This window comes from Mesorhizobium sp. M0292 (assembly GCF_040321695.1).
Classification (GTDB): domain Bacteria; phylum Pseudomonadota; class Alphaproteobacteria; order Rhizobiales; family Rhizobiaceae; genus Mesorhizobium.
Window position 1 is genome coordinate 242,110 of sequence record NZ_JAMYSB010000003.1, and the last position, 19,164, is coordinate 261,273.

21 protein-coding genes are annotated in these 19,164 nt (G+C 64.3%); 8 read left to right on the top strand and 13 right to left on the bottom strand.

The window, feature by feature from the left end; all coding sequences use genetic code 11:
* Positions 1–29: 29 nt before the first annotated feature.
* The 4 genes from NKI96_RS06110 to NKI96_RS06125 all read left to right on the top strand — a co-directional run bounded on the left by NKI96_RS06110 (position 30) and on the right by NKI96_RS06125 (position 2,234).
* Positions 30–215, top strand: coding sequence for a membrane protein (locus NKI96_RS06110; RefSeq protein ID WP_023668475.1), 186 nt, complete (start codon positions 30–32; stop codon positions 213–215).
* Positions 216–241: 26 nt separating this feature from the next.
* Positions 242–1,135 (top strand): 4-(cytidine 5'-diphospho)-2-C-methyl-D-erythritol kinase, encoded by an 894-nt coding sequence (locus NKI96_RS06115; protein ID WP_023821014.1) that lies wholly within the window; start codon positions 242–244, stop codon positions 1,133–1,135.
* Positions 1,122–1,676 carry a molybdenum cofactor biosynthesis protein B gene (gene moaB, locus NKI96_RS06120; RefSeq protein ID WP_023692108.1) on the top strand — a complete coding sequence of 185 codons (555 nt, stop codon included), beginning with the start codon at positions 1,122–1,124 and terminating at the stop codon, positions 1,674–1,676. Before NKI96_RS06115 ends, moaB begins: the two co-directional genes overlap by 14 nt.
* A gap of 126 nt (positions 1,677–1,802) precedes the next feature.
* Positions 1,803–2,234 carry a GFA family protein gene (locus tag NKI96_RS06125; RefSeq protein WP_023692109.1) on the top strand — a complete coding sequence of 144 codons (432 nt, stop codon included), beginning with the start codon at positions 1,803–1,805 and terminating at the stop codon, positions 2,232–2,234.
* Here the strand turns inward: NKI96_RS06125 and NKI96_RS06130 are convergent.
* Entirely contained in the window at positions 2,224–3,198 is a 975-nt protein-coding gene (locus NKI96_RS06130) for a hypothetical protein (protein ID WP_023692110.1), read from the bottom strand. The two genes, NKI96_RS06125 and NKI96_RS06130, sit on opposite strands and share 11 nt — an antisense overlap.
* Before the next feature lie 254 nt (positions 3,199–3,452).
* Entirely contained in the window at positions 3,453–3,956 is a 504-nt protein-coding gene (locus NKI96_RS06135) for a glycosyltransferase (RefSeq protein WP_023684377.1), read from the bottom strand.
* A 150-nt stretch (positions 3,957–4,106) separates the two neighbouring features.
* On the opposite strand from NKI96_RS06135, the gene NKI96_RS06140 reads away from it, so the two are divergent.
* Together NKI96_RS06140 and rnhB are read left to right on the top strand one after the other, a co-directional pair.
* Positions 4,107–5,261, top strand: a complete 1,155-nt coding sequence (locus tag NKI96_RS06140; RefSeq protein ID WP_023692111.1) for a PA0069 family radical SAM protein — start codon at positions 4,107–4,109, stop codon at positions 5,259–5,261.
* A gap of 154 nt (positions 5,262–5,415) precedes the next feature.
* On the top strand, positions 5,416–6,114 hold the full coding sequence (gene rnhB / locus NKI96_RS06145) for a ribonuclease HII (RefSeq protein WP_023726390.1): 699 nt from the start codon (positions 5,416–5,418) through the stop codon (positions 6,112–6,114).
* Between the two features lie 243 nt (positions 6,115–6,357).
* Here rnhB and NKI96_RS06150 read toward each other — a convergent pair whose 3' ends face one another.
* From NKI96_RS06150 to NKI96_RS06180, 7 genes are all read right to left on the bottom strand, one after another.
* Positions 6,358–6,849 carry a F0F1 ATP synthase subunit B gene (locus NKI96_RS06150; RefSeq protein ID WP_023668483.1) on the bottom strand — a complete coding sequence of 164 codons (492 nt, stop codon included), beginning with the start codon at positions 6,847–6,849 and terminating at the stop codon, positions 6,358–6,360.
* Positions 6,850–6,859: 10 nt separating this feature from the next.
* Positions 6,860–7,459 (bottom strand): F0F1 ATP synthase subunit B, encoded by a 600-nt coding sequence (locus NKI96_RS06155; protein WP_352803330.1) that lies wholly within the window; start codon positions 7,457–7,459, stop codon positions 6,860–6,862.
* Positions 7,460–7,550: 91 nt separating this feature from the next.
* Positions 7,551–7,775 (bottom strand): F0F1 ATP synthase subunit C, encoded by a 225-nt coding sequence (locus NKI96_RS06160; RefSeq protein WP_006206606.1) that lies wholly within the window; start codon positions 7,773–7,775, stop codon positions 7,551–7,553.
* A 66-nt stretch (positions 7,776–7,841) separates the two neighbouring features.
* Entirely contained in the window at positions 7,842–8,600 is a 759-nt protein-coding gene (locus NKI96_RS06165; protein ID WP_023745505.1) for a F0F1 ATP synthase subunit A, read from the bottom strand.
* A 65-nt stretch (positions 8,601–8,665) separates the two neighbouring features.
* Entirely contained in the window at positions 8,666–9,058 is a 393-nt protein-coding gene (locus tag NKI96_RS06170) for an AtpZ/AtpI family protein (protein ID WP_352803332.1), read from the bottom strand.
* Positions 9,059–9,323: 265 nt separating this feature from the next.
* Complete coding sequence (locus NKI96_RS06175; protein WP_023668487.1) at positions 9,324–10,508, bottom strand: cell wall hydrolase; 1,185 nt, start codon at positions 10,506–10,508, stop codon at positions 9,324–9,326.
* A 135-nt stretch (positions 10,509–10,643) separates the two neighbouring features.
* Positions 10,644–11,939, bottom strand: a complete 1,296-nt coding sequence (locus tag NKI96_RS06180) for an MFS transporter (protein ID WP_352803335.1) — start codon at positions 11,937–11,939, stop codon at positions 10,644–10,646.
* 117 nt (positions 11,940–12,056) lie between these two features.
* Here NKI96_RS06180 and NKI96_RS06185 point away from each other — a divergent pair, with 117 nt between their 5' ends.
* On the top strand, positions 12,057–12,965 hold the full coding sequence (locus NKI96_RS06185) for a LysR substrate-binding domain-containing protein (protein WP_352803338.1): 909 nt from the start codon (positions 12,057–12,059) through the stop codon (positions 12,963–12,965).
* 233 nt (positions 12,966–13,198) lie between these two features.
* Here NKI96_RS06185 and der read toward each other — a convergent pair whose 3' ends face one another.
* Positions 13,199–14,629, bottom strand: coding sequence for a ribosome biogenesis GTPase Der (gene der, locus NKI96_RS06190; RefSeq protein ID WP_023821009.1), 1,431 nt, complete (start codon positions 14,627–14,629; stop codon positions 13,199–13,201).
* 76 nt (positions 14,630–14,705) lie between these two features.
* Positions 14,706–15,368, bottom strand: coding sequence for a tetratricopeptide repeat protein (locus NKI96_RS06195; RefSeq protein ID WP_023701475.1), 663 nt, complete (start codon positions 15,366–15,368; stop codon positions 14,706–14,708).
* Between the two features lie 193 nt (positions 15,369–15,561).
* Between NKI96_RS06195 and NKI96_RS06200 the strand changes: the two genes are divergently transcribed.
* Positions 15,562–16,566 carry a polysaccharide deacetylase family protein gene (locus NKI96_RS06200; RefSeq protein ID WP_352803341.1) on the top strand — a complete coding sequence of 335 codons (1,005 nt, stop codon included), beginning with the start codon at positions 15,562–15,564 and terminating at the stop codon, positions 16,564–16,566.
* Between the two features lie 35 nt (positions 16,567–16,601).
* Here the strand turns inward: NKI96_RS06200 and sbmA are convergent, their stop codons facing one another.
* Together sbmA and NKI96_RS06210 are read right to left on the bottom strand one after the other, a co-directional pair.
* Positions 16,602–17,861 (bottom strand): peptide antibiotic transporter SbmA, encoded by a 1,260-nt coding sequence (gene sbmA / locus NKI96_RS06205; RefSeq protein WP_352803343.1) that lies wholly within the window; start codon positions 17,859–17,861, stop codon positions 16,602–16,604.
* Between the two features lie 114 nt (positions 17,862–17,975).
* The gene (locus NKI96_RS06210; protein WP_352803345.1) at positions 17,976–19,133 is read right to left on the bottom strand and encodes a YbfB/YjiJ family MFS transporter; all 1,158 of its coding nucleotides are present in this window, start codon (positions 19,131–19,133) and stop codon (positions 17,976–17,978) included.
* Positions 19,134–19,164 lie beyond the last annotated feature (31 nt).

The window sequence follows — 19,164 nt, forward strand, 5'->3', positions numbered from 1 at the left end:
TTGCCGCCTTGCGAGGGAGGAGCTTTGAAATGCCACAGATCATTTTCTTCGCAGTTGTCGGCGCAGCCGCTTATTTCGGCTACCGCACCTTCGTCCGCGAGGCCGAACGTGTGACCGCCAAGGTGCGGCGCACCGAAAAGCAGGCAGCCAACGGCACCAACGGCACGCTGGTCCAGGATCCCAAGACCGGCGAATACCGCCTGGCCAAGGACTGAGCATCATCCCGTCAGCAGCCGACAGTTTGGATGCCGCAGCCCGGACGTGGCTTGCGCCCGCCAAGATAAATCTGGCCCTGCACGTCACCGGCAGGCGCGCCGACGGTTATCATCTGCTTGAGAGCCTGGTCGTTTTCACCCGCTTCGGCGACAGGGTCGAGATCGAGCCTGCCGACGCCGACCGGTTCTCCGTATCGGGCCGTTACGCGACCTCCGTACCGATCGACGACAGCAATCTGGTGGTGAAGGCGCGCGAGGCGCTGCGCAGGCAGGCCGGCCAGCAGCGCACGCCGCCGGTTGCCATCCGACTTGAAAAGAACCTGCCGGTCACCTCCGGCGTCGGGGGCGGCTCAAGCGACGCGGCCGCCGTTCTGCACGGTCTTATCAGGACATGGGGTCTCGACATCGGTGAGGCCGAACTGAGCCGGATCGGTCTCACGCTCGGCGCCGACGTGCCGATGTGTCTTGCGGCAAAACCGCTGGTTGCGCGTGGCGTCGGCGACGAGCTGTCGCTGGTGCCGGATTTTCCGGCGCTCGCTTTGGTGCTGGTCAATCCCGGCGTCGCCGTCTCGACGCCTGATGTGTTCAACGCACTTGAGAAACGCGACAATGAGGGATTGCCGCCGCTGCCGCGTGCATTTGACTTCCACAGTGTCCGCAACTGGTTGGAGATCACCCGCAACGATCTCGAACCGGCGGCGCAGGCGATCCAGCCGCCCATCGGCCGAGCGCTTTCCTTGCTGAACAGGGCCGGATCTGGATTCTCGCGCATGTCGGGATCCGGCGCGACATGCTTCGGGCTGTTCGAGACCGGCAATGTCGCCAAGCGCGCCGCCGCCGAGATTCGCAGTCGCGAACCGGAGTGGTTTGTCGCCGCGACACGAAGCATCGCTTCGGAGGGGGCCGATGGCCAAAATTGACGAGAGCCGGCCGTTCATCCCGGTGCGCATCGCGGTGCTGACGGTGTCCGATACGCGCAGCCTTGCCGACGACAAATCCGGCCAGACGCTGGCTGATCGCATCGCCGAGGCCGGCCATGTCCTGGCCGCGCGCGACATCGTCACCGACGACCGGGAGAAAATCCGCGACAAGGTGCTGGGCTGGTCGCGCGACGAAGACATCGATGTCGTCATCACCACCGGCGGCACCGGTTTTACCGGCCGCGACGTGACGCCGGAGGCGCTGGAGCCGATCTTCGAGAAGCGCATGGATGGCTTTTCCGAAGTGTTCCACCGCATTTCCTACGACAAGATCGGCACCTCGACAGTGCAGAGTCGGGCGACGGGCGGCGTCGTCAACGCCACCTTCGTCTTCGTGCTGCCGGGCTCGCCCGGCGCCTGCAGGGACGCCTGGGACGGCATCCTGAAACCGCAGCTCGACTACCGCCACATGCCCTGCAACTTCGTCGAGATCATGCCGCGCCTGGACGAGCATTTGCGGCGCGGCAAGGCCGCCTCGTAAACCAAGGCAAAGTGCCGGCCAAGTGCTGCCTTTGTCAGGCAGAATGGCGGCTGCGCCTTCGAGAGGTCATTTCCTCCGGGTCGTCGGGCGGATAGTCTGTCGCCAAGTCAAGACGGAAGAGATCCAATGAGCGCGCACCGCGGCGGCTGCCATTGCGGCAACATCCACCTGACATTCGAAACCGGAATCGTGCCGTCCGAGATGGAGATCCGCGCCTGCCAATGCGCCTTCTGCGTCCGGCATGGCTCACGCGCCGCCGCCGATCCGCAGGGGCGATTGATCGTCGCGGTCGAGGACGAGGCCCGGCTGCACCGATACCGGTTCGGATTGCGCACGGCCGATTATCTCATCTGCCGGGACTGCGGCGTCTATGCCGCTGCTGTGACCACCGACGGCGAACCGAGAGCGATCGTCATCGTCAATGCGCTGGATGACCGGCCGCGGTTCAACCGCGAGCCGGTCCCAATGGACTATGATGCCGAGAACAAAGAGGGTCGCATTGCCCGGCGGCAAGCGCGCTGGATGCCGGTCGAGATCCGCTCCGGCCTCAGCGGATGACCGGTTCGCCGTGGAAGCGGCGGCGCGAGGGCGGCGAGACGCCGAAGCCGACCTCCATCATCAGCCGTGGCGTGGTGGACGGCACGGTGCCCATGTGGAAGCCGAACGGGTCCTCGACGAAGCCGAGGCCGGCCTCGCCGGTCAGCGTGACCGGGCTGTCGTCGCCATAGACCTTGAGCACGTCTTGCGCCGGATGGCCGACCAGCAGCGTCAACTGGTGCTTGAGGCTGCGCCTGTTGTGGCTGCCTTTGACATAGACATGCGGGCCGGTGCCGGCATCGCAGGGCTTGAGATAGAAGAAGAATTTCAGCATCCGCCAGTCGTCGAGATCGAAATGATATTTGCCGAGCGAGGCAAGGTTCTTGTCGGCGTCGGAAGCCTCGCCGGTCGGAAAGCTCCACCAGACACGCGTGGTGATCAGCTTTGCCTGCCCGCCCAGATAGTGCTGGGCGATGTCGAGCAGCAGCGGGTCGTTCTGGATGGCGAGTGCCGCCTTGCAGCCGAGGATGCGCTCGAAATAGTGTCCGCTGAGCAAAGAGCGGCCGAACCGCTTCTCGGCTTCTGCGTGTTCTCCGGGCATGAATTCGAGCCGGCGGTCGAAATTGCCGAAGCACGGCGTGCTCTGAGCAAAGCTGGCGATCTCTTCGTGGATTGCCTGCGGAAGGACCAGTCCGGAGAACAGGCCATCGGTGCGCAGCGCCGCGACGATCGACTTGAGGTCGACGCCCCTGAACATCGTCGCTCCGGCACTCTGCGCGGGGCGCGCGGCTTTGGCGCCAAGCCAGTGCAGCTTGCGCGCCGGCATGGTGCGGGCAAGCACGAACATCGGCAGCCATGCGGGATTTTCGCGCAGGTCGGACAGATAGGTCGGGATACGCACCGCAATGCGGCGGAGCAGGCTGCCGTTGCGGGCAACGGCTTCCAGACTGGGGGCGCCGGATTTGTCAGGGGACGAAAGGTTCATCGGGGTCCTCAGATATGAACGGCAGCAACGACGACGCGGCGCTTGCTTACCGCTCCGGCACTACCCAAACCCCGATATCCCGCATCAACGGAATGCTAATCACGCGTCAGCTTTTGTGCAATGCACAATAGGTTTTTGCGGCGAAAAAGCCGGACGGCGCAGCGGACAGTGTCAATTCCGGGGGGACGCCGACGCTGCCCCTCATCCGCCCTTCGGGCACCCTTCTCCCTGGGAACGGGGAGAAGGGAGAAACATCACTTCTTCGGCGCCAGCCAGATTTCGGCGTCGAGCCGCCTGGTGGCGAGACCGCGCGCAAGGGCTTCGGCGCTGTGCGCGTTCTTCGACAGGGCAGCGGCCTGGCGCTTGCTGATGACCAGCCCTTCGGCCAGCGCCCGGTTGCCCGAAAACACCCGTGACAGGAACGGCGTGCGGCTGCCGCGCGCACGGGAAAAGCGCGCCGGCATGGTTTGCCGCGCCGTGTGAGCGACAACGTCGTCGATCCAGCCCTCCGCCAGCCTTGCGCCGGGTTCCAGAAACAGCAGCCAGTCACCCTTCGCCTGCCTGATTCCCGCGGCAATGCCGCCGGCCACGAAGTGGCAGCCGGCATGATCGGCAACCCGATGCGTCTGGTCGGTCGAGCCGGTGTCGCAGACGATGACATCGCGCACCACGCCCTCGACCGCGCCGCCGATCAACGAGGCGAGCGTGCGGGCAAGGCCTTCTTCGTCATCCCGGGTTTCGATGAGAACGCTGAGCATTTTTAGCCGAATAGCGGAAAGCCCGGCGCAGCGCCAGTTGTGCATGGCCCAACGAAAAAGTTCTTGCTTTGTTCTCATCAGCGAAATAGGATTATTTTCATGAACAGAGCGATTCGACAGCCAGCCGACAGTCCTTGGGAAAGGGCCAAAATGGAACATATCGTGCGTGCGGACATTGCTGCTTTCGGAGCAGGGCGAGCCGAGATGGCCAATGCGATGATCGAACAGAGCGGCATGCGCGTCCGTCCGGATCGCAACCGCGGCCGTTCCGCCGGCATCAACCCATCCGGCCGGTTCGAGCCGGTCAGCCGGCATGTGTTCGACGACGGCTGGAATTCGCTGGAGGAATTGCCGCCGTTCAAGACCGAAGTGCAGGTCGAGAAGCCGCGCACCATCATCACCCGCAACGAATCGCCCGACATTTCCTTCGACCGCTCGATCAACCCCTATCGCGGCTGCGAGCATGGCTGTGTCTATTGTTTCGCCCGGCCGACGCATTCCTTCATGGGCCTGTCGCCGGGGCTGGATTTCGAAGCGAAGCTGTTTGCCAAGCCGGATGCGGCGCGGCTGCTCGACAAGGAACTGTCGAAGGATGGCTATCAGCCGCGCACCATCGCGATCGGCACCAACACCGATCCCTACCAGCCGATCGAGAAACAATACCGGATTATGCGCGAGATCCTCGAAGTGCTGGAGGCGCGCGGCCATCCGGTCGGCATCGTCACCAAATCCCATCTGGTGACGCGCGACATCGACATCTTGTCGCGCATGGCCGAACGGGGCTTGGCCAAGGTGGCGCTGTCGGTGACGACGATGGACCGCATGCTGGCGCGCACCATGGAGCCACGCGCGTCGACGGCGACCAAGCGGCTTGAGGCAATCCGGCAGCTTTCCGATGCCGGCATCCCGGCCTCTGTCATGGTGGCGCCGATCATTCCCGGCCTGACCGACCAGGAGATGGAGCGCATCCTCGATTCGGCACGCGCCGCAGGCGCCCGCGAGGCCGGCTATGTCATCCTGCGCCTGCCGCTCGAGGTGGCGCCGATCTTCAAGGACTGGCTGCTGCGCCATTATCCCGACCGCTACCGGCACGTGATGTCGCTGATCCGTTCGATGCGCGACGGCAAGGACTATGATTCGGAATGGGGCAAGCGGATGAAAGGCGCCGGCCCCTATGCCTGGCAGATCGGCCGGCGCTTCGAGATCACGGCCAAGCGGCTCGGCCTCAACGCCGAGCGGCGCACGCTCCGAACCGACCAGTTTGTCGCCGCCGCCAAGGCGACCGAGCAGCTGATGCTGCTCTGAGAGTAGCGCCTGCCCTGCCCTCGTGGTTGGCAGGCGACCCACGAATCCCGTCCGGCCTGTCCCCCGGCCTGCAGACGGTGCCCTCCCGGTCTTGCCCCACTCGACCCTGGAGGGACTTGCGGAGAATCGGAGCCGATGCGAACCTCGCCGCAACATGGCTCGCGCGCGTTCCGATTCTCCGCTTCTTTTCGAAATCGTCGAAAAGCCCGACTTCTCCTTCGAGACGAAGGCGATGGCTGAAGGCCTGTGGCCGGTGGCAGGCATGGACGAGGCCGGCCGCGGTCCGCTGGCCGGGCCGGTGGTGGCGGCGGCGGTGATCCTCGATCCCGCCAACATTCCCGACGGGCTAGACGATTCCAAACGGCTCAACCATTTGCAGCGCGAGGCGCTGTTCCTGAAAATCCTGGGGTCAGCGCTCGGCGTGTCGATGGCCTCGGTCAGCGCCGAAGGCATTGACGGCAGCAACATCCTCAAGGCCAGCCTGGAAGCCATGCGCCGCGCCCTTGCCGGCCTGCCGATCCAGGCGAAGCTGGCGCTGGCCGATGGCCGCGATGTGCCGCCGGGCCTCCTCTGCGAAGGCCGCGCGCTGATCAAGGGCGACCAGCGCTCGCAATCGATCGCCGCCGCCTCGATCGTCGCCAAGGTGATGCGCGACCGCATGATGTGCGGCTGCGGCAGCCATCACGAGCGCTACGGGTTCGAGGTCCATATGGGCTACGCCACCGTGCGGCACCGCACCGCGATCGAAGCGCATGGGCCGGTGGCAAGGCTGCACCGGGCATCATTCGCGCCGTTCAGGCTGGGTGGGGTTGAGGTGGTGGAAGAAGAAGGGTTTGTCGGGTTGGACAGCTAATCTCCCCCCTTGAGGGGGAGATGGCCGGCAGGCCAGAGGGGGTCACCGCGCGTGAAGCGCCAGCCCTTCTTCGCAGCAGAATGCGTCGCGCCCGGTCGAACGGACCCCCTCTGTCGCCTTTGGCGACATCTCCCCCTCGAGGGGGGAGATCAGGCGCACACCGCCTTCGCCAATCTCCGTCGCCGCTCAACAAAAAAGCCGGCAGGTTGCCCGGGCGGCTTGATGTCAGCGAGTTAACCCCGCTCAGTTCAGCCTGGCCTTCACGTCCTGCAGCGCGGACTTGAAAAGATCCGCGCCGGCCTTGGCGTCGATCTTGCCGGCGAGCAGCGTGCGGGCCGCCTCGACGGCGATGTCGACGGCGCTGGCGCGCACTTCGGCCACGGCTTCGCGCTCTGCCTGGCCGATCTTCTGCTCGGCAAGCGCAGTGCGACGGGTGACATAGTCTTCGGTCTTCTTGTGCGCCTCGGCGGCAAGCATGTCGGCCTCGCGCTTGGCGGCAGCGACGATGGCTGCGGCCTCCTGCTCGGCTTCCTTGCGCTTCTTCTGGTACTGTCCGAGCAGTTGCTGGGCCTCTTCGCGCAACCGGCGGGCTTCCGCAAGCTCGTCGCTGATCTTGGTCGCGCGGGCGTCGAGCGACTTGGCGATCAGGCCCGGCACCTTGATGTAAACGGCAACGCCGAGGAAAATGACGAGGGCAACCGTTGCCCAGAGCGTTGCGAGAGATGTGGCGTCCATGATGTGCTCCTCACCGGGCCACGGATTTGACCGCAGCCAAGATCTCGGCCTTGCTGGTCTTGCCGCCGACAAGCGCATCGACGATGGCTGAAGCGGTGTCCTCGGCAATCGTGCCGACTTCCTTCATGGCGTTGGCCTTGATGGAAGCAATGCTGGCCTCGGCCTCGCCGAGCTTCTTGTCGAGGGCGGCCTCGACCTTCTTGCGGGCAGCCTCGGCTTCAGCCTTGGCAGCGTCGTTGGCCTGCTGCCCGATCGCGTTGGCCTTGGCCTTGGCTTCCGCCAGTTCCTGCTCGTAAGCGGCAACGGCGGCGTCGGCCTCGCCCTTCAGCCTGGCGGCCTGGTCGAGGTCCTGCGTGATGCGATCGCTGCGGACGTCGATGATGCCGCCAAGGCGCGGCATCACCACCTTCTTCAGGAACAGATAGAACAGCCCGAACGTGATCGCCAGCCACAGAAGCTGGGACGGAAACGTCGCCGGATCGAATGGCGGGAACGTGCCGTGCGCCTCGGCAGGCACGCCGGCGCCGGAATGCGTGCCGCCTTCCGTACCGGTATGGGCGCCTTCAGCGGCGGGTGCGGACTCTTGCGCAAACGCAGATGTCACGAACATGGACTATCCCCTGATATCAGGCATGGCCGCAGGAATGCGGCCAGCCAATTCTTCCCAATGCTCGTCCGACCGATATTGGCCGAACAGGGGCTCAGCCGAACAGGGCGAGAAGCGCGATGAGAAGCGAGAAAATGCCCAGAGCTTCGGTCACGGCGAAGCCGAAAATCAGGCGGCCGAACTGGCCATCGGCGGCCGACGGATTGCGCAGGGCGCCCGCCAGGTAGCTGCCGAAGATGTTGCCGAGGCCAATGCCCGCGCCGCCCATGCCCAGGCAAGCGATACCGGCGCCGATGTACTTTGCTGCTTCTGCGTCCATTTTAAACTCCTTTGGATCTGTAATTCGTTGCAATTCCATCCGGCGAAAGATGCCGGAAATTCTAGGTCAGTGCCCGGGATGCAGGGCGTCGTTCAGATACATGCAGGTCAGCACCGCAAAGACGTAGGCCTGCAGGAAAGCGACCAGCAATTCCAGCGCGGTCAGCGCGACTGCCATGGCCAGCGGCAACACCGAACCGGCAACGCCGACGGCGCCGAGCGCGCTCAGGCTGACGACGAAGCCCGAAAACACCTTCAGTGTGATGTGGCCGGCCAGCATGTTGGCGAACAGACGAACCGAGAGGCTGACCGGGCGCGACACGAAGGAGATCACTTCGATCAGCACCACCAGTGGCAGCAGGAACACCGGAACGCCATGCGGCACGAAGAGCTTGAGGAAACCCAGACCGTGCTTCGTGAAGCCGTAGACAACGACGGTTCCGATCACCAGGGCTGCGAGGCCGAAGGTGACGATGATGTGGCTGGTGACGGTGAAGAAGTACGGGAAAAGGCCAAGCAGGTTGGCGACCAGTACGAACATGAACAACGAGAACACGAAGGGGAAGAACTTCATGCCCTGCGTTCCGGCGGCGTCGCGCAGCATGTTGGAGACGAACTCGTAGCCCATTTCCGAAACCGACTGCAGGCGCCCGGGAACAAGGCTGCGGCTGGAGGTCGAGAGGTACAGAAACGCCGATGCGACGAGCACGGTCGCGACCATGAACAGAGCCGAATTGGTGAAGGACAGGTCATAGCCGCCGATATTGATCGGAATCAGCTTGACGATATGGAACTGGTGGATCGGATCGACCTTGTCAGCAGCCATTTACATCCCCGTCAAAACCGCGAGCGGCCTTAAGTGTCCTTGTGCGCCATTAGCGGCGCGCCATTTCATTGTTTCGGATCGCGCGACTTCTCGCTTTTTCCGAATTCCGCCACAACACCTGACGAACGCAGGACATTGAGCACGCCGGCGCCAAAGCCCAGCAACAAGCCGACGACCAGACCCCATGGCGAGGTTCCCGCCACGCGATCCAGAAACCAGCCAAGGCCCACACCCACCACTATCCCGGCGATGAACTCGCTGGACAGCTTGAGCGCCTGGCCATATCCGGCCGTCGCCTTCGCGCCGTCATTCCCCTCGAGCTGATCCGGCCGTCTTGTCGCAAGCGATGCTCCAAGCTCACGCCGGCGGCGTTCGAGATCTTCGTCGCGGATGTCGGCCTCGTGCTTGCTGCCGCGGCCGGTTTCTCCGGTTCCGTCTGGCCCGTTCTTGTCGGCCATCGTAACCCCCCTGCCCGGTCAGACCGTCACCGTCCGTCCGCTTCTAAAGTCGCCGGCAACATAGTTAGAGGGTTTGCGCCCGTCAAGCCACGGGCGGGACTTCAAAGCCATGTATTTTTTCTATTGGAATCAACCACTTGGCGAGGTGCGACATCGTGCCCGGCACTATCGGGTCGGCACATGCCCCGAATCCGTCCGGCGACCGCTGTCCGATTTCGGCTTCCAGGGCCTTTGCGGTTCGTTTGGGACAGGCAAGCCGAAGGGCTCAGCTCCAGCCGCCGCCATACGTGCGGTAGAAGATATGCAGGCCGATCTTGGTCATCTTCTGCATCGTGCGCGCCCAGCCTGGATGGACATAGTTGGCGTAGTAATGGGTCGATGAGCCGACTTCGGGAATGAAGATCTTGCCGGCGGTGACCGCCATCGCGACGTCCTGCGCGGTCTTGTAGTGGGCGGGGCTCTCGATGCGCTTCTTGCGGCCGTCGCAGGCGAAGGAGAACTGGCAGCGGTTCAGCCAGTTGTCGTTCTGGTAGACGACGCCGCAAATCGAGTTCGGATAGGCCGGATTGCGGACTCGGTTGAGAATGACCTGCGCGACGGCGGCCTGGCCGCGCACGGATTCGCCGCGCGCCTCGAAATAGATGCCGTTGGCAAGGCAGGCCTGCTCCTTCGTGGAGAAGACGCTGGCCGGCAGCGGGTTCTGGATCCACGAATGATCGCCCTTGGCCATCGGCGGAATGAAGCGCCCGCTGCTCGGCTCCTCGTCCTGCAGCAGCGCTTCGAAGGGCGAGGCCTTGGCGTAATCTGGTTCGGCCTGGGCATAGGCGGTGGCCAGCACGTCCGGTCTGTCATTGTTGACGAGGGCGGCAAGCATGGCCGGCACGCCGGGATCGGGCTTCTTGTCCACATTGGTGTGGAAGGCCTGGGCGATCTGGATTTCCTTGCCCTTGATGCCGGGCTTGGCGAAGGCGAGCTTCAGGCCGCTGTCCATGCTCGGCCGCAGCAGCGAGGACGTGCGCTGAAAGATCGAGCCGGCATTGAAGTTCTTCGGCGGCGCCACCGGCGAGACCTGGATGATGCGGCCCTTCTTGTCGGCGCGCATGATGCGGTCCTCGTCGGGCGTGATGCCGGCGACATTGCCCTTGCCGCGAAAAGAGACCTTGCCGACGCCGGGCAGGCGCACGCCCGAGCCCGAGAGCGAACCGGTGGTGACGGAATCGATGAAAGGCATTTCGGCGGCATGAACCGAGCCGGCGACGGAGCGCTCGACATAAGAGTTCCAGCGGGTGCCCGAAGCTTCGAGGCCGGAAATCAAGCTGCCCATGTCCTGGTAGGCGACGACGGTCGGAAAGCCGATCCAGATGCCGAGCCCGATGACCAATGGCGATACGAAGGAACGTTTTTTCTCACCGGCGGCGGCGGCCAGCCGCTTCAGGACACGTCGATGCACGGGGAACTCTCCAGAAACGCAACTGAGCCACTGGAGAGCCAAAGTGAAGCATTAACCTTGATGCGGGGTTAACGCGGTCGATCGTGTTGTTCCGAAGCGGCCCGAAATGGGACGCCGCTTGCCGGCGGCAACCCGTCAGTTCGGCCGCAGGAAAATTGGCCATGCAATCAAGGCGCAGAGCGCGCCCACCAGCCAGACGCCAGGCCACGACCAGACAAGCAGCAAAGCCGGAATGGCGGTCGGCACCACGAAGAAGGCGATGAAGACGAAGCTGTTGGCAAGACCGAGCGCGGTTCCGGCGCGGCTGGCGCCGGCAAGCGTGGCGAGTTCGGTGTAGGCGACGCCATGCCAGGCGGAGACCGAAATGCCGGCAAGGACCAGCAGCACGGCGATCGCCGGGATCAACGCGGCATGGGCGTCTGGCGTGGCTCCTGCCGCCAGGACCAGCAGGCCGACGGCCGCGAAGCCAAACGCGCTCGTCACGCTGCAGAGCCGCAGGAATGAGCGGCGGTTGCCGTGGCGGTCGGTGTAGCGGCCGCTCCAGACGCGCATCACCATCGCGCCGGTCTGCACCGCGGCAAGGCTGGCGCTGATCGTGAGCGTGGCCATGCCGGCGAAATCGTGCAGGAAGACGGAGGCGAAGGTGAGCACCGCCACTTGCGGAAAGCAGAGCAGGCCGATGGCGGTGGCGATGCGCCAGACCTCGACATTGCGCAGCGGCGCCGGACCGCCCGACTTTGCCATGGCCATGCTGCCGGCATTGTCCAGTTCCGGCGGCTGGTGCAGCCATCGCCAGGCAAACAGCGCAGAGACGGCGTTCATGGCGGCCAGCAGCCCGAAGACCGCCGCGAAACCGTGCACCGATGCCAGCGACGGCAGGACCAGCGCGCCGAGCCCGCCGCCGAGCGGCACCGCAGTCTGCCTGATGCTCATGGCAAAGCCACGTTCGCCTTCGTGGAACCAGGCCATGATGGCGCGGCCGCTGGAACCGTTGACGCTGCCGCCGAGCAGGCCGGCGACCAGAAGGCATGCGGCCAGCATTGCGACGCCAGGCACATAGGTCACTGAGGGCACGATGAACAACGCCATCAGGGCGAGCCACGCCGCGGTCGCACCAAGGCCGGTCAACAGCACGCCGCGATCTCCCCAGCGGTCGGTGAGCAGACCCCAGGGCAGTTCGCTCAAGGCGACGCCCAGTCCGAGGAGGCCGAGGACCAGACCGAGATTGCCATTGCTCAAGTGATAGCCCGACCGCAGAAACACCGCCGCCGCCGGTATGCCGGCGAAGGTGGCGGAGAAACTGGCATTGGCGGCAACGCCAATGCCAAGCACCTTCCAGCGATGATTGGCGCGAAATCGTTCAACCTTCGACGTGACGGCGGCGGCTCGGCCAACCCGGCCTGGCTCACAATTTGCGTCGGCAATCGACATGGCGGGACTCCTGTTGATGCCCTTTCGGGACCTTGACGCCTCGTCTTTACCGCCATAACTTCATCCCGGATATCGGGAAGTTTTTGACAATTGTTCCCGAAAAACAGGATCGTTGTGATGCGCCGCGTAACCTTCGACCTCGATGTCCTCCGAAGCTTCGTCACCGGCATGGAACTCGGCAGCTTCGCCAAGGCCGCCGACCGGCTTGGACGCTCGACCTCGGCGGTGAGCGCGCAACTGAAGAAGCTGGAGGACCAGGCGGCGACGCCGATCTTCCGCAAGTCGGGCCGCGGACTGGCGTTGACCGAAGCCGGCGAAACCATGCTCGGCTATGCCAGGCGGCTGCTCGAGTTGAACGACGAGGCGGCCTCGGCCATCCACGACGTGGAACTGGAAGGCTGGGTCAGGCTCGGCCTGCAGGAGGATTTCGGCGAGGCGGTGCTGCCGGAGGTGCTCGGACGCTTCGCCCGCGCGCACCCCAAGGTCAAGATCGAGGCGCGGATCGGGCGCAACTATGAACTCGCCGAGCGGATCACATCAGGCAATCTCGACATTGCGCTGGCCTGGGACAGCGGCCAGGCGCTGCCTTACAGCCGGCATGTCGGCGACGCGCAATTGCGCTGGATCGGGCCGGCAAAGCTGATCGAGACCAGGCTGCGCGAGGGCGAGGCACTGCCGCTGGTGGCGCTGGAAGCGCCATGCCTGCTGCGCACAGTGACGACGGAAACGCTCGACCGCGCCGGCCTGCCATGGCGGATGGCCTTCTCCAGCCCCAGCCTTGGCGGCATCTGGGCGGCGGTCGCCGCCGGCCTCGGCCTGACGATCCGCACCGATATCGGCCTGCCGGCCAATGTCAGGGCGATGGCGCCGCAAACGCTGGGCTTACCCGCGCTGCCGACCATGGCGCTGGTGCTGCACCAGAAAGACGCCGAACTGGACCCGGTGGCGGCGCGGCTGGCGGATATATTGTGGCACGCGGCGGTGGCGGCGCTGCCGCAGGACGAGCGGTTGAGAGAGGTCGCTTAGACGGAAGCGGCTGTCCAGCGTAGCGTTCCGTCACACCCCCCTCTGTCCTGCCGGACATCTCCCCCGCAAGGGGGGAGATTGGATCTCGCGAATGCTTTCGCCAATTTTCAACGTTGCAAGAGAGGCTCCAAAGACGAAACGACTGATCTCCCCCCTTGCGGGGGAGATGCCCGGCAGGGCAGAGGGGGGTGCTGTCCCGCCAATCTTGCGGAGAATTCCGCAACCGTCATCGCTCACTTGCGCTTGTTCGCTCTCCCCGCGAACGGGTTGTCCGAAGTCCGCAGCGCTATCCGGATCGGCACGCCGGGCATGTCGAAGGCTTCGCGCAGGCTGTTGGAGAGGTAGCGCACGTAGGATTGCGGCATCGCGTCGGGCCGCGAGCACTGGACGACGAAACCCGGCGGCCGGGTCTTGGCCTGGGTGACATATTTGACCTTGAGCCGGCGGCCGGCGACGGCGGGTGGCGGGTGATGCGCCAGAATGCTTTCCAGCCAACGGTTGAGCTTGCCGGTGGAAACGCGGCTGTTCCACACCTTGTGCGTCTTGATGACGGCATCCATCAGCTTGTCGAGGCTGCGGCCGGTCTCGGCCGAAACCGTCACCGCCTGGATGCCGCGCACCTGCGGCAAAAGCCGTGTGGTCTTTTCGCGCAGTTCCGTCAGCAGTTCCTGCGGATTGTCGATCAGGTCCCATTTGTTGAAGGCGATGACCGGCGCCCTGCCTTCGCGGATGATCAGGTCGGCGATCTGCAGATCCTGCTTCTCGAACGGGATGGTGGCGTCGAGCACGATGATGACGATCTCGGCAAAGCGGATGGCGCGCAAGCCGTCCTGCACCGACATCACTTCCAGCTTCTCGTGGATCCTGGCCTTGCGGCGCATGCCGGCAGTGTCGAACAGTTTTAGCCGGCGGCCATGCCAGTCCCAGTCGACGGAGATGGAATCGCGGGTGATGCCGGCTTCCGGGCCGGTCAGCAGCCGCTCCTCGCCGATCAACGCGTTGATCAGCGTCGACTTGCCGGCATTGGGCCGGCCGACGACGGCGATGCGCATCGGCTTGGTGTCGTCATAGGCGGGTTCGGCGTCGGGATCGGTGATGTCCTCGCCGATCAGCACCTCGCTGGCGGCGACGTCCTCGGCCTCGTCTTCTTCCTCGCCGAAGGCGCGGTCTTTGCCCAGCGCCTTGATCACCGCGTCGCGCAGATCGGGCATGCCCTGGCCATGCTCGGCCGAGACTGGGATCGGCTCGCCCAAGCCCAGTTCCCAGGCTTCCAGCATGCCGCCCTGGGCGCCCTTGGCCTCGGCCTTGTTGGCGACCAGCACGACCGGCTTGCCGGACTTGCGCACGATTTCGGCAAAGGTCCGGTCGTCGGGCAGCAGGCCGGACTTGGCGTCGATGGTGAAGAAGATCAGGTCGGCCTCGCGGATGGCGATCTCGGTCTGCGCGCGCATGCGGCCGGGCAGCGTCGAAGCGGCGGCGTCCTCGAAGCCGGCGGTGTCGATGACATCGAAATGCAAATCGTAGAGTTTGGCCGCGTGGACGCGACGGTCGCGGGTGACGCCCGGCGTGTCGTCGACAAGCGCCAGCTTCCTTCCGACCAACCGGTTGAAAAGCGTCGATTTGCCGACGTTAGGCCGGCCGATAATGGCGACTTTGAAGCTCATCCGGCTATCCATATCATCGCCCAAACCGCAGCGCGCCCTTGGGTCAGGCCCGAGGGCAGGCTTTGGGTGATGCGTATCATGACGCGCCCGAGCCGCGGATCAGTTCGGACATCAGCGTCGCCCGCTGGCGCGCGTTGCGCGGCGCGCCGTCATCGGCGGCGATCTGGTCGAACAGTTTCAGCGCATCCTGGGTCTTGCCTTCTTTCCAGGCGGCAAGGCCGAGCGCTTCGCGCGCCGTGTGGCGCAGCGTGTTATTGTCGGCGGTCAGCGCCTCGACGCGGCTGGACACGTCGGCGAAGGAGCCGTGGTCGACGAGCAGCAGGGCGGCCCGCAGGCGCGCCATGTCGCGAATGCCCTGCGGAATGGCGGTGTCGGCGGCGACGCCATCGAAATCCGTAACGGCGGCGGCAAAGTCGCCCTTGTCGGCCTTGACGGTTGCGGCGCGCATACGGGCGAGCAGCGGATAGGCGCCGTAGCCATCCTTTTCCAGCTGTTCGAGCGCTGTCAGCGCCTCGTCGCTCTTGCCGTCATTGGCAAGCTTCAGCGCCTGCGAGAAGGCATCGCCCGAGCGGTTGGCGCGGGTCTCATCCCAATAGCGGTAGCCGACGAAGGCAGCGGTGCCGAGCACCACCAGGATAGCAAGGCCAAGCAGCGCCGGACCGAAACGATCCCACAGCGCCTGCGCCTTTTCGCGGCGCATCTCGTCGTTGACTTCGCGGATAAAACTGTCGTCGGACATCAATCAAAACCATTGCTGCCCCAACAGGGGCGCTTCTTGAGCCCGCGTTTTAGCGAAATTTCGCGGGCATGGAAGGGGCTGGGCAGGAAAATCGGCTAATCGCCGGGCGCATAGCTGCCGACTTTGATCGCACCCACGCCACATTTTGCCGATAGCCGGCTTTGACTGCCTCCAGATCAAGCCCAGATTGCCGATGCCACGTTTGTCCCGCGTTGTCGCATTTTCCACCGCTGTGCTTGCCACGGCGGGCGTTGCTTACGCCGACCCGCCGGCGGCGCCATCCCCGGCAAAGCCGAAGCAAATCGTCATCATCTCGTTCGACAGCGCCCGTGAGATTTCGCAATGGCAGCGCAGCCGGGCACTGGCCAAGCGCACCGGCGCGCATTTTACCTACTTCCTATCCTGCGTGTTCCTGCTGTCGCAGCAGACACGCGCCGAATACACCGCGCCGGCCAGGTCCGCGGGCAAATCCAACATCGGCTTTGCCGTCTCGAAGCAGGAAGTCGCGGACCGACTCGACCAGATCGGGCTTGCCGCTGCGGAGGGCCATGACATTGCCAGCCATGGCTGCGGCCATTTCGACGGCAAGGACTGGAGCAAGGCCGACTGGCTGAAGGAATTCGCCTCGTTCGGGCGCATTCTGGAGAACGCCTATACGATCAACGGCATAGCGCCCGAGCCGGCAGGCTGGCACGCTATCGCCCATGCGGTTGTCGGCTTTCGCGCACCCTACCTCTCGACCGGCAAAGGGCTCTACGAGGCCCTGGCTGAAGCAGGCTACCACTATGACGCCAGCGGCGTTTCGAATGGCCCGGTCGAGGTGCCGACCGACGGCGGCCTCACTCGCTTTTCGCTGCCGCAGATCCCGGAAGGCCGGAGCGGCAGGCCGGTGATCGCCATGGACTACAATCTTTATATCAGGCATTCCGGTGGTTTCGAGCGGCCGAGCCAGGCAGCCGAGTTCAGCGATCGGACCTACCAGGCCTTTCGCGCCGCCTTCGACAAGCAATATCAGGGCAAGCGCATCCCGCTGGTGCTGAGCTTCCATTTCACGCTGATGAATGACGGCGCCTACTGGAACGCGCTGGAGCGCTTTGCCGACGAGACGTGCGTGAAAGCCGACGTCGAATGCATCAGTTTTCGCGATTATGTGCAGCGGCAACGTGGTAGCGAGAGGCAGGCGGCGGTGGGCGGCTGAGCCGCCAACCGCCATTTGATCTTCCAACCTCGGTCTTAGGCCGGATCTTCGGCACCATGCCGTTCGATATAGCGCTGATCGATGGCTGGCAGCGGCTCGCCTTGCAGCGTCGCTTCGAAGGCGCGCAGGCGTTTGTGAACCGATTGGAGCTCGACGATGGTCGACCAGGAGGTGAGCAGAAACTGCAGTGATCCCGTCACCTTACCGAAGGCATTCGAGATCTGGTTGAGCGCGCCGAACGTGATCTTGTGCGCAACCAGTGACGGCCCCAGGATCAACAGCGAGAAAATGTTGTCGGCCTGCAAGTAGGTGTAACGGACAACGTTGAAATAGATGTAGTGGAAATAGAGCCTGAAATAATTGTGACGAACATTCGCGAACAGTTCGGCAGTGGTGGCTGGCTGGGCCCTGTCCTCATGATCCTCGCCGTAGACCAGTTCCTTGCGGTAAGCGGCTTCAACGCGCTGATTGCGGAACTGTAGTCCTGGAAGTTTCAGGCCGGCGACCATGACCGAGATCGTTCCGAACAGACACCACGCCAGTGCCGCGACCACCAATGGCTGGCGGATCGCGCCGACAATCGGCAGCTCAGTGATGTGGGCCTGCAATTGGATCATCACCGGCAGAAACGCAATCAAGGTCATGATCGACTGGACGAAGGTAGCGCCTAGATCCTCCATGATCTGCGAGAAGCGCATCGTGTCTTCCTGGATACGCTGCGAGGCGCCCTCGATATGGCGAAGTCTGCCCCAGTTCTCGACGAAATAATTGTTCATCGCCGTGCGCCAACGGAAGATCCAGTGGCTGACGATGAAGGCATTGACCACCTGCACATTCATGCCAACCAGCGCGAGCCAGGAAAAGTCGGCCAATCCGATGTAGAATTCGCCGTTGGTTGACTTTCCGGTGCCGGACATCAGCCCCTGCACGTAGTCAAAGAAAGGGCCGTACCAAGCGTTGACGGCGACGCTGACCTGCACATTGAAATAGATGAAGAACAGTATGACCGCCGTCATCAGGATCGACCAGCGCTGCCAGGGGTGCGGCGAATACCAGCTCCAGAACGCATAGAAAACCAGAACGCAAAACGCGAAATAGAGATAGAACCAAAGAAATGGCTTCGACACGAGGATGGCGATGCCGATGATGGGCGGCGCGTCGGCGGCAGCCGGCGGCATGCCGAACACGGCCCCCAACTGCTCACCTCCAAAGAACCAGAACAGAATTGCCGCAAGGCTCCAGATGGCGACCGAGGTGAAAAACAGCTTCGGCTGCGGGAAGAAGGATACGAACACTGTGGCGAATTCCTCGGTCGATGCGCAAATCAGCGGGTTCAGCGGGCATAAAGTCACACATTAGGTGGAAAGCAAATGCCCGTGCCCGATGCCCGGCATCGAGCAAGACCACAATCATGGCGATTTTGGCGCGGCCGACCAGGTGATGCCTGCCGAGACCAGCAAGACCGCAGCAGCGACGATCGAAGCGAGGAAGAAGTTGCCCGAGGCTTGCGCCAGCAGGCCGGCGACGACAGGGCCGACGATCTGGCCGATGCCGAAGGAAGCGGTCATCAGCGCAAAAATCCGGCGCGGCGCCTGCGGGACAAGCAGCCTTGCCGTCTGCAGGCCGAGTGCTGTTATGGCGATGAAGGTGCCGCCGAGCAGGACGCCCGCCAGCAGCGGCCCGGCGGTGCCGCCGATGGCGACGCTGGCGGTGACGCCGACCACCTCGACCAGGCAGCCCACGGCATAGGCGGTATAAAGCCCGATCCGTGCCGCTACCTTCTGCCACAGCCAGACCGAGGGAAAGCCGGCAAGGCCGGTGACCATCCAGACGCTTGCCTCGAAGACGCGGCCGCCGCCGCCCTGGCGCACGATGGCGACCAGGAAGGTCGCCGTCACCACATAGCCAAAGCCGAACAGGCCGTAGGCAACGATGACTTTCATCAGCGACCGGTGCTTCGGCAGCGCCGGTTCGCGGCCGGCCACGCCACCGGCGGGTGCCGTGCCGCCGGCGAGCATGGCGACCAGCGCAAGGCCGCCGGCGGAAATCGCTGCCGACCACAGCCAGCCCGATGCCCAGCCGGCATGTTCGGTGACCAGAACCGCCATCAGTGCCGAGGATGCCGCGATGCCGAGGCCGACGCCGCCGAAATGCAGCGCCTGCAGGTCGCTTCTGTTGTCGGCAGCCAAATGCCCAAAGACGATCGAGGCCATGAACACCATGACGAACGCGCTGGCGAGACCGGCAAGGAAGCGGAGGACGACAAAGGCGGTCATCGTCTCGCTCAGCCCCATCAGGGCGGCGAGCGCAGCACTGGCGGCAAGGCCGCCAAACATCAGCAGGCGCTCGCGCCCATGCGCCCAGCCGCCTGCCGCCGCAAGCGCGCCGACGAGGTAGCCGAGATAATTGGCCGACGCGATCCAGCCGGCATCGGCCGGCGACAGATGCAGTTCTTCCATCATTCCGGGCAGGATCGGCGTGTAGACGAAACGGCCAATGCCCATGGCGACGGCCATGGCGATCATGCCGGCGAGAGCAAGGCGCAAGGGTGATGGAGCGGCGTTCATTGCAGCGCACAATAGATTTGGCGGCCGCCGA

Coding starts and splice junctions, on each gene's coding strand:
- NKI96_RS06110 (WP_023668475.1), top strand. CDS start 30: ATGCCACAGATCATTTTCTTCGCAGTTGTCGGCGCAGCCGCTTATTTC.
- moaB (WP_023692108.1), top strand. CDS start 1,122: ATGGCCAAAATTGACGAGAGCCGGCCGTTCATCCCGGTGCGCATCGCG.
- NKI96_RS06125 (WP_023692109.1), top strand. CDS start 1,803: ATGAGCGCGCACCGCGGCGGCTGCCATTGCGGCAACATCCACCTGACA.
- NKI96_RS06130 (WP_023692110.1), bottom strand. CDS start 3,198: ATGAACCTTTCGTCCCCTGACAAATCCGGCGCCCCCAGTCTGGAAGCC.
- NKI96_RS06135 (WP_023684377.1), bottom strand. CDS start 3,956: ATGCTCAGCGTTCTCATCGAAACCCGGGATGACGAAGAAGGCCTTGCC.
- NKI96_RS06140 (WP_023692111.1), top strand. CDS start 4,107: ATGGAACATATCGTGCGTGCGGACATTGCTGCTTTCGGAGCAGGGCGA.
- rnhB (WP_023726390.1), top strand. CDS start 5,416: ATGGCTCGCGCGCGTTCCGATTCTCCGCTTCTTTTCGAAATCGTCGAA.
- NKI96_RS06150 (WP_023668483.1), bottom strand. CDS start 6,849: ATGGACGCCACATCTCTCGCAACGCTCTGGGCAACGGTTGCCCTCGTC.
- NKI96_RS06155 (WP_352803330.1), bottom strand. CDS start 7,459: ATGTTCGTGACATCTGCGTTTGCGCAAGAGTCCGCACCCGCCGCTGAA.
- NKI96_RS06160 (WP_006206606.1), bottom strand. CDS start 7,775: ATGGACGCAGAAGCAGCAAAGTACATCGGCGCCGGTATCGCTTGCCTG.
- NKI96_RS06165 (WP_023745505.1), bottom strand. CDS start 8,600: ATGGCTGCTGACAAGGTCGATCCGATCCACCAGTTCCATATCGTCAAG.
- NKI96_RS06170 (WP_352803332.1), bottom strand. CDS start 9,058: ATGGCCGACAAGAACGGGCCAGACGGAACCGGAGAAACCGGCCGCGGC.
- NKI96_RS06180 (WP_352803335.1), bottom strand. CDS start 11,939: ATGTCGATTGCCGACGCAAATTGTGAGCCAGGCCGGGTTGGCCGAGCC.
- NKI96_RS06185 (WP_352803338.1), top strand. CDS start 12,057: ATGCGCCGCGTAACCTTCGACCTCGATGTCCTCCGAAGCTTCGTCACC.
- der (WP_023821009.1), bottom strand. CDS start 14,629: ATGAGCTTCAAAGTCGCCATTATCGGCCGGCCTAACGTCGGCAAATCG.
- NKI96_RS06195 (WP_023701475.1), bottom strand. CDS start 15,368: ATGTCCGACGACAGTTTTATCCGCGAAGTCAACGACGAGATGCGCCGC.
- NKI96_RS06200 (WP_352803341.1), top strand. CDS start 15,562: ATGCCACGTTTGTCCCGCGTTGTCGCATTTTCCACCGCTGTGCTTGCC.
- NKI96_RS06210 (WP_352803345.1), bottom strand. CDS start 19,133: ATGAACGCCGCTCCATCACCCTTGCGCCTTGCTCTCGCCGGCATGATC.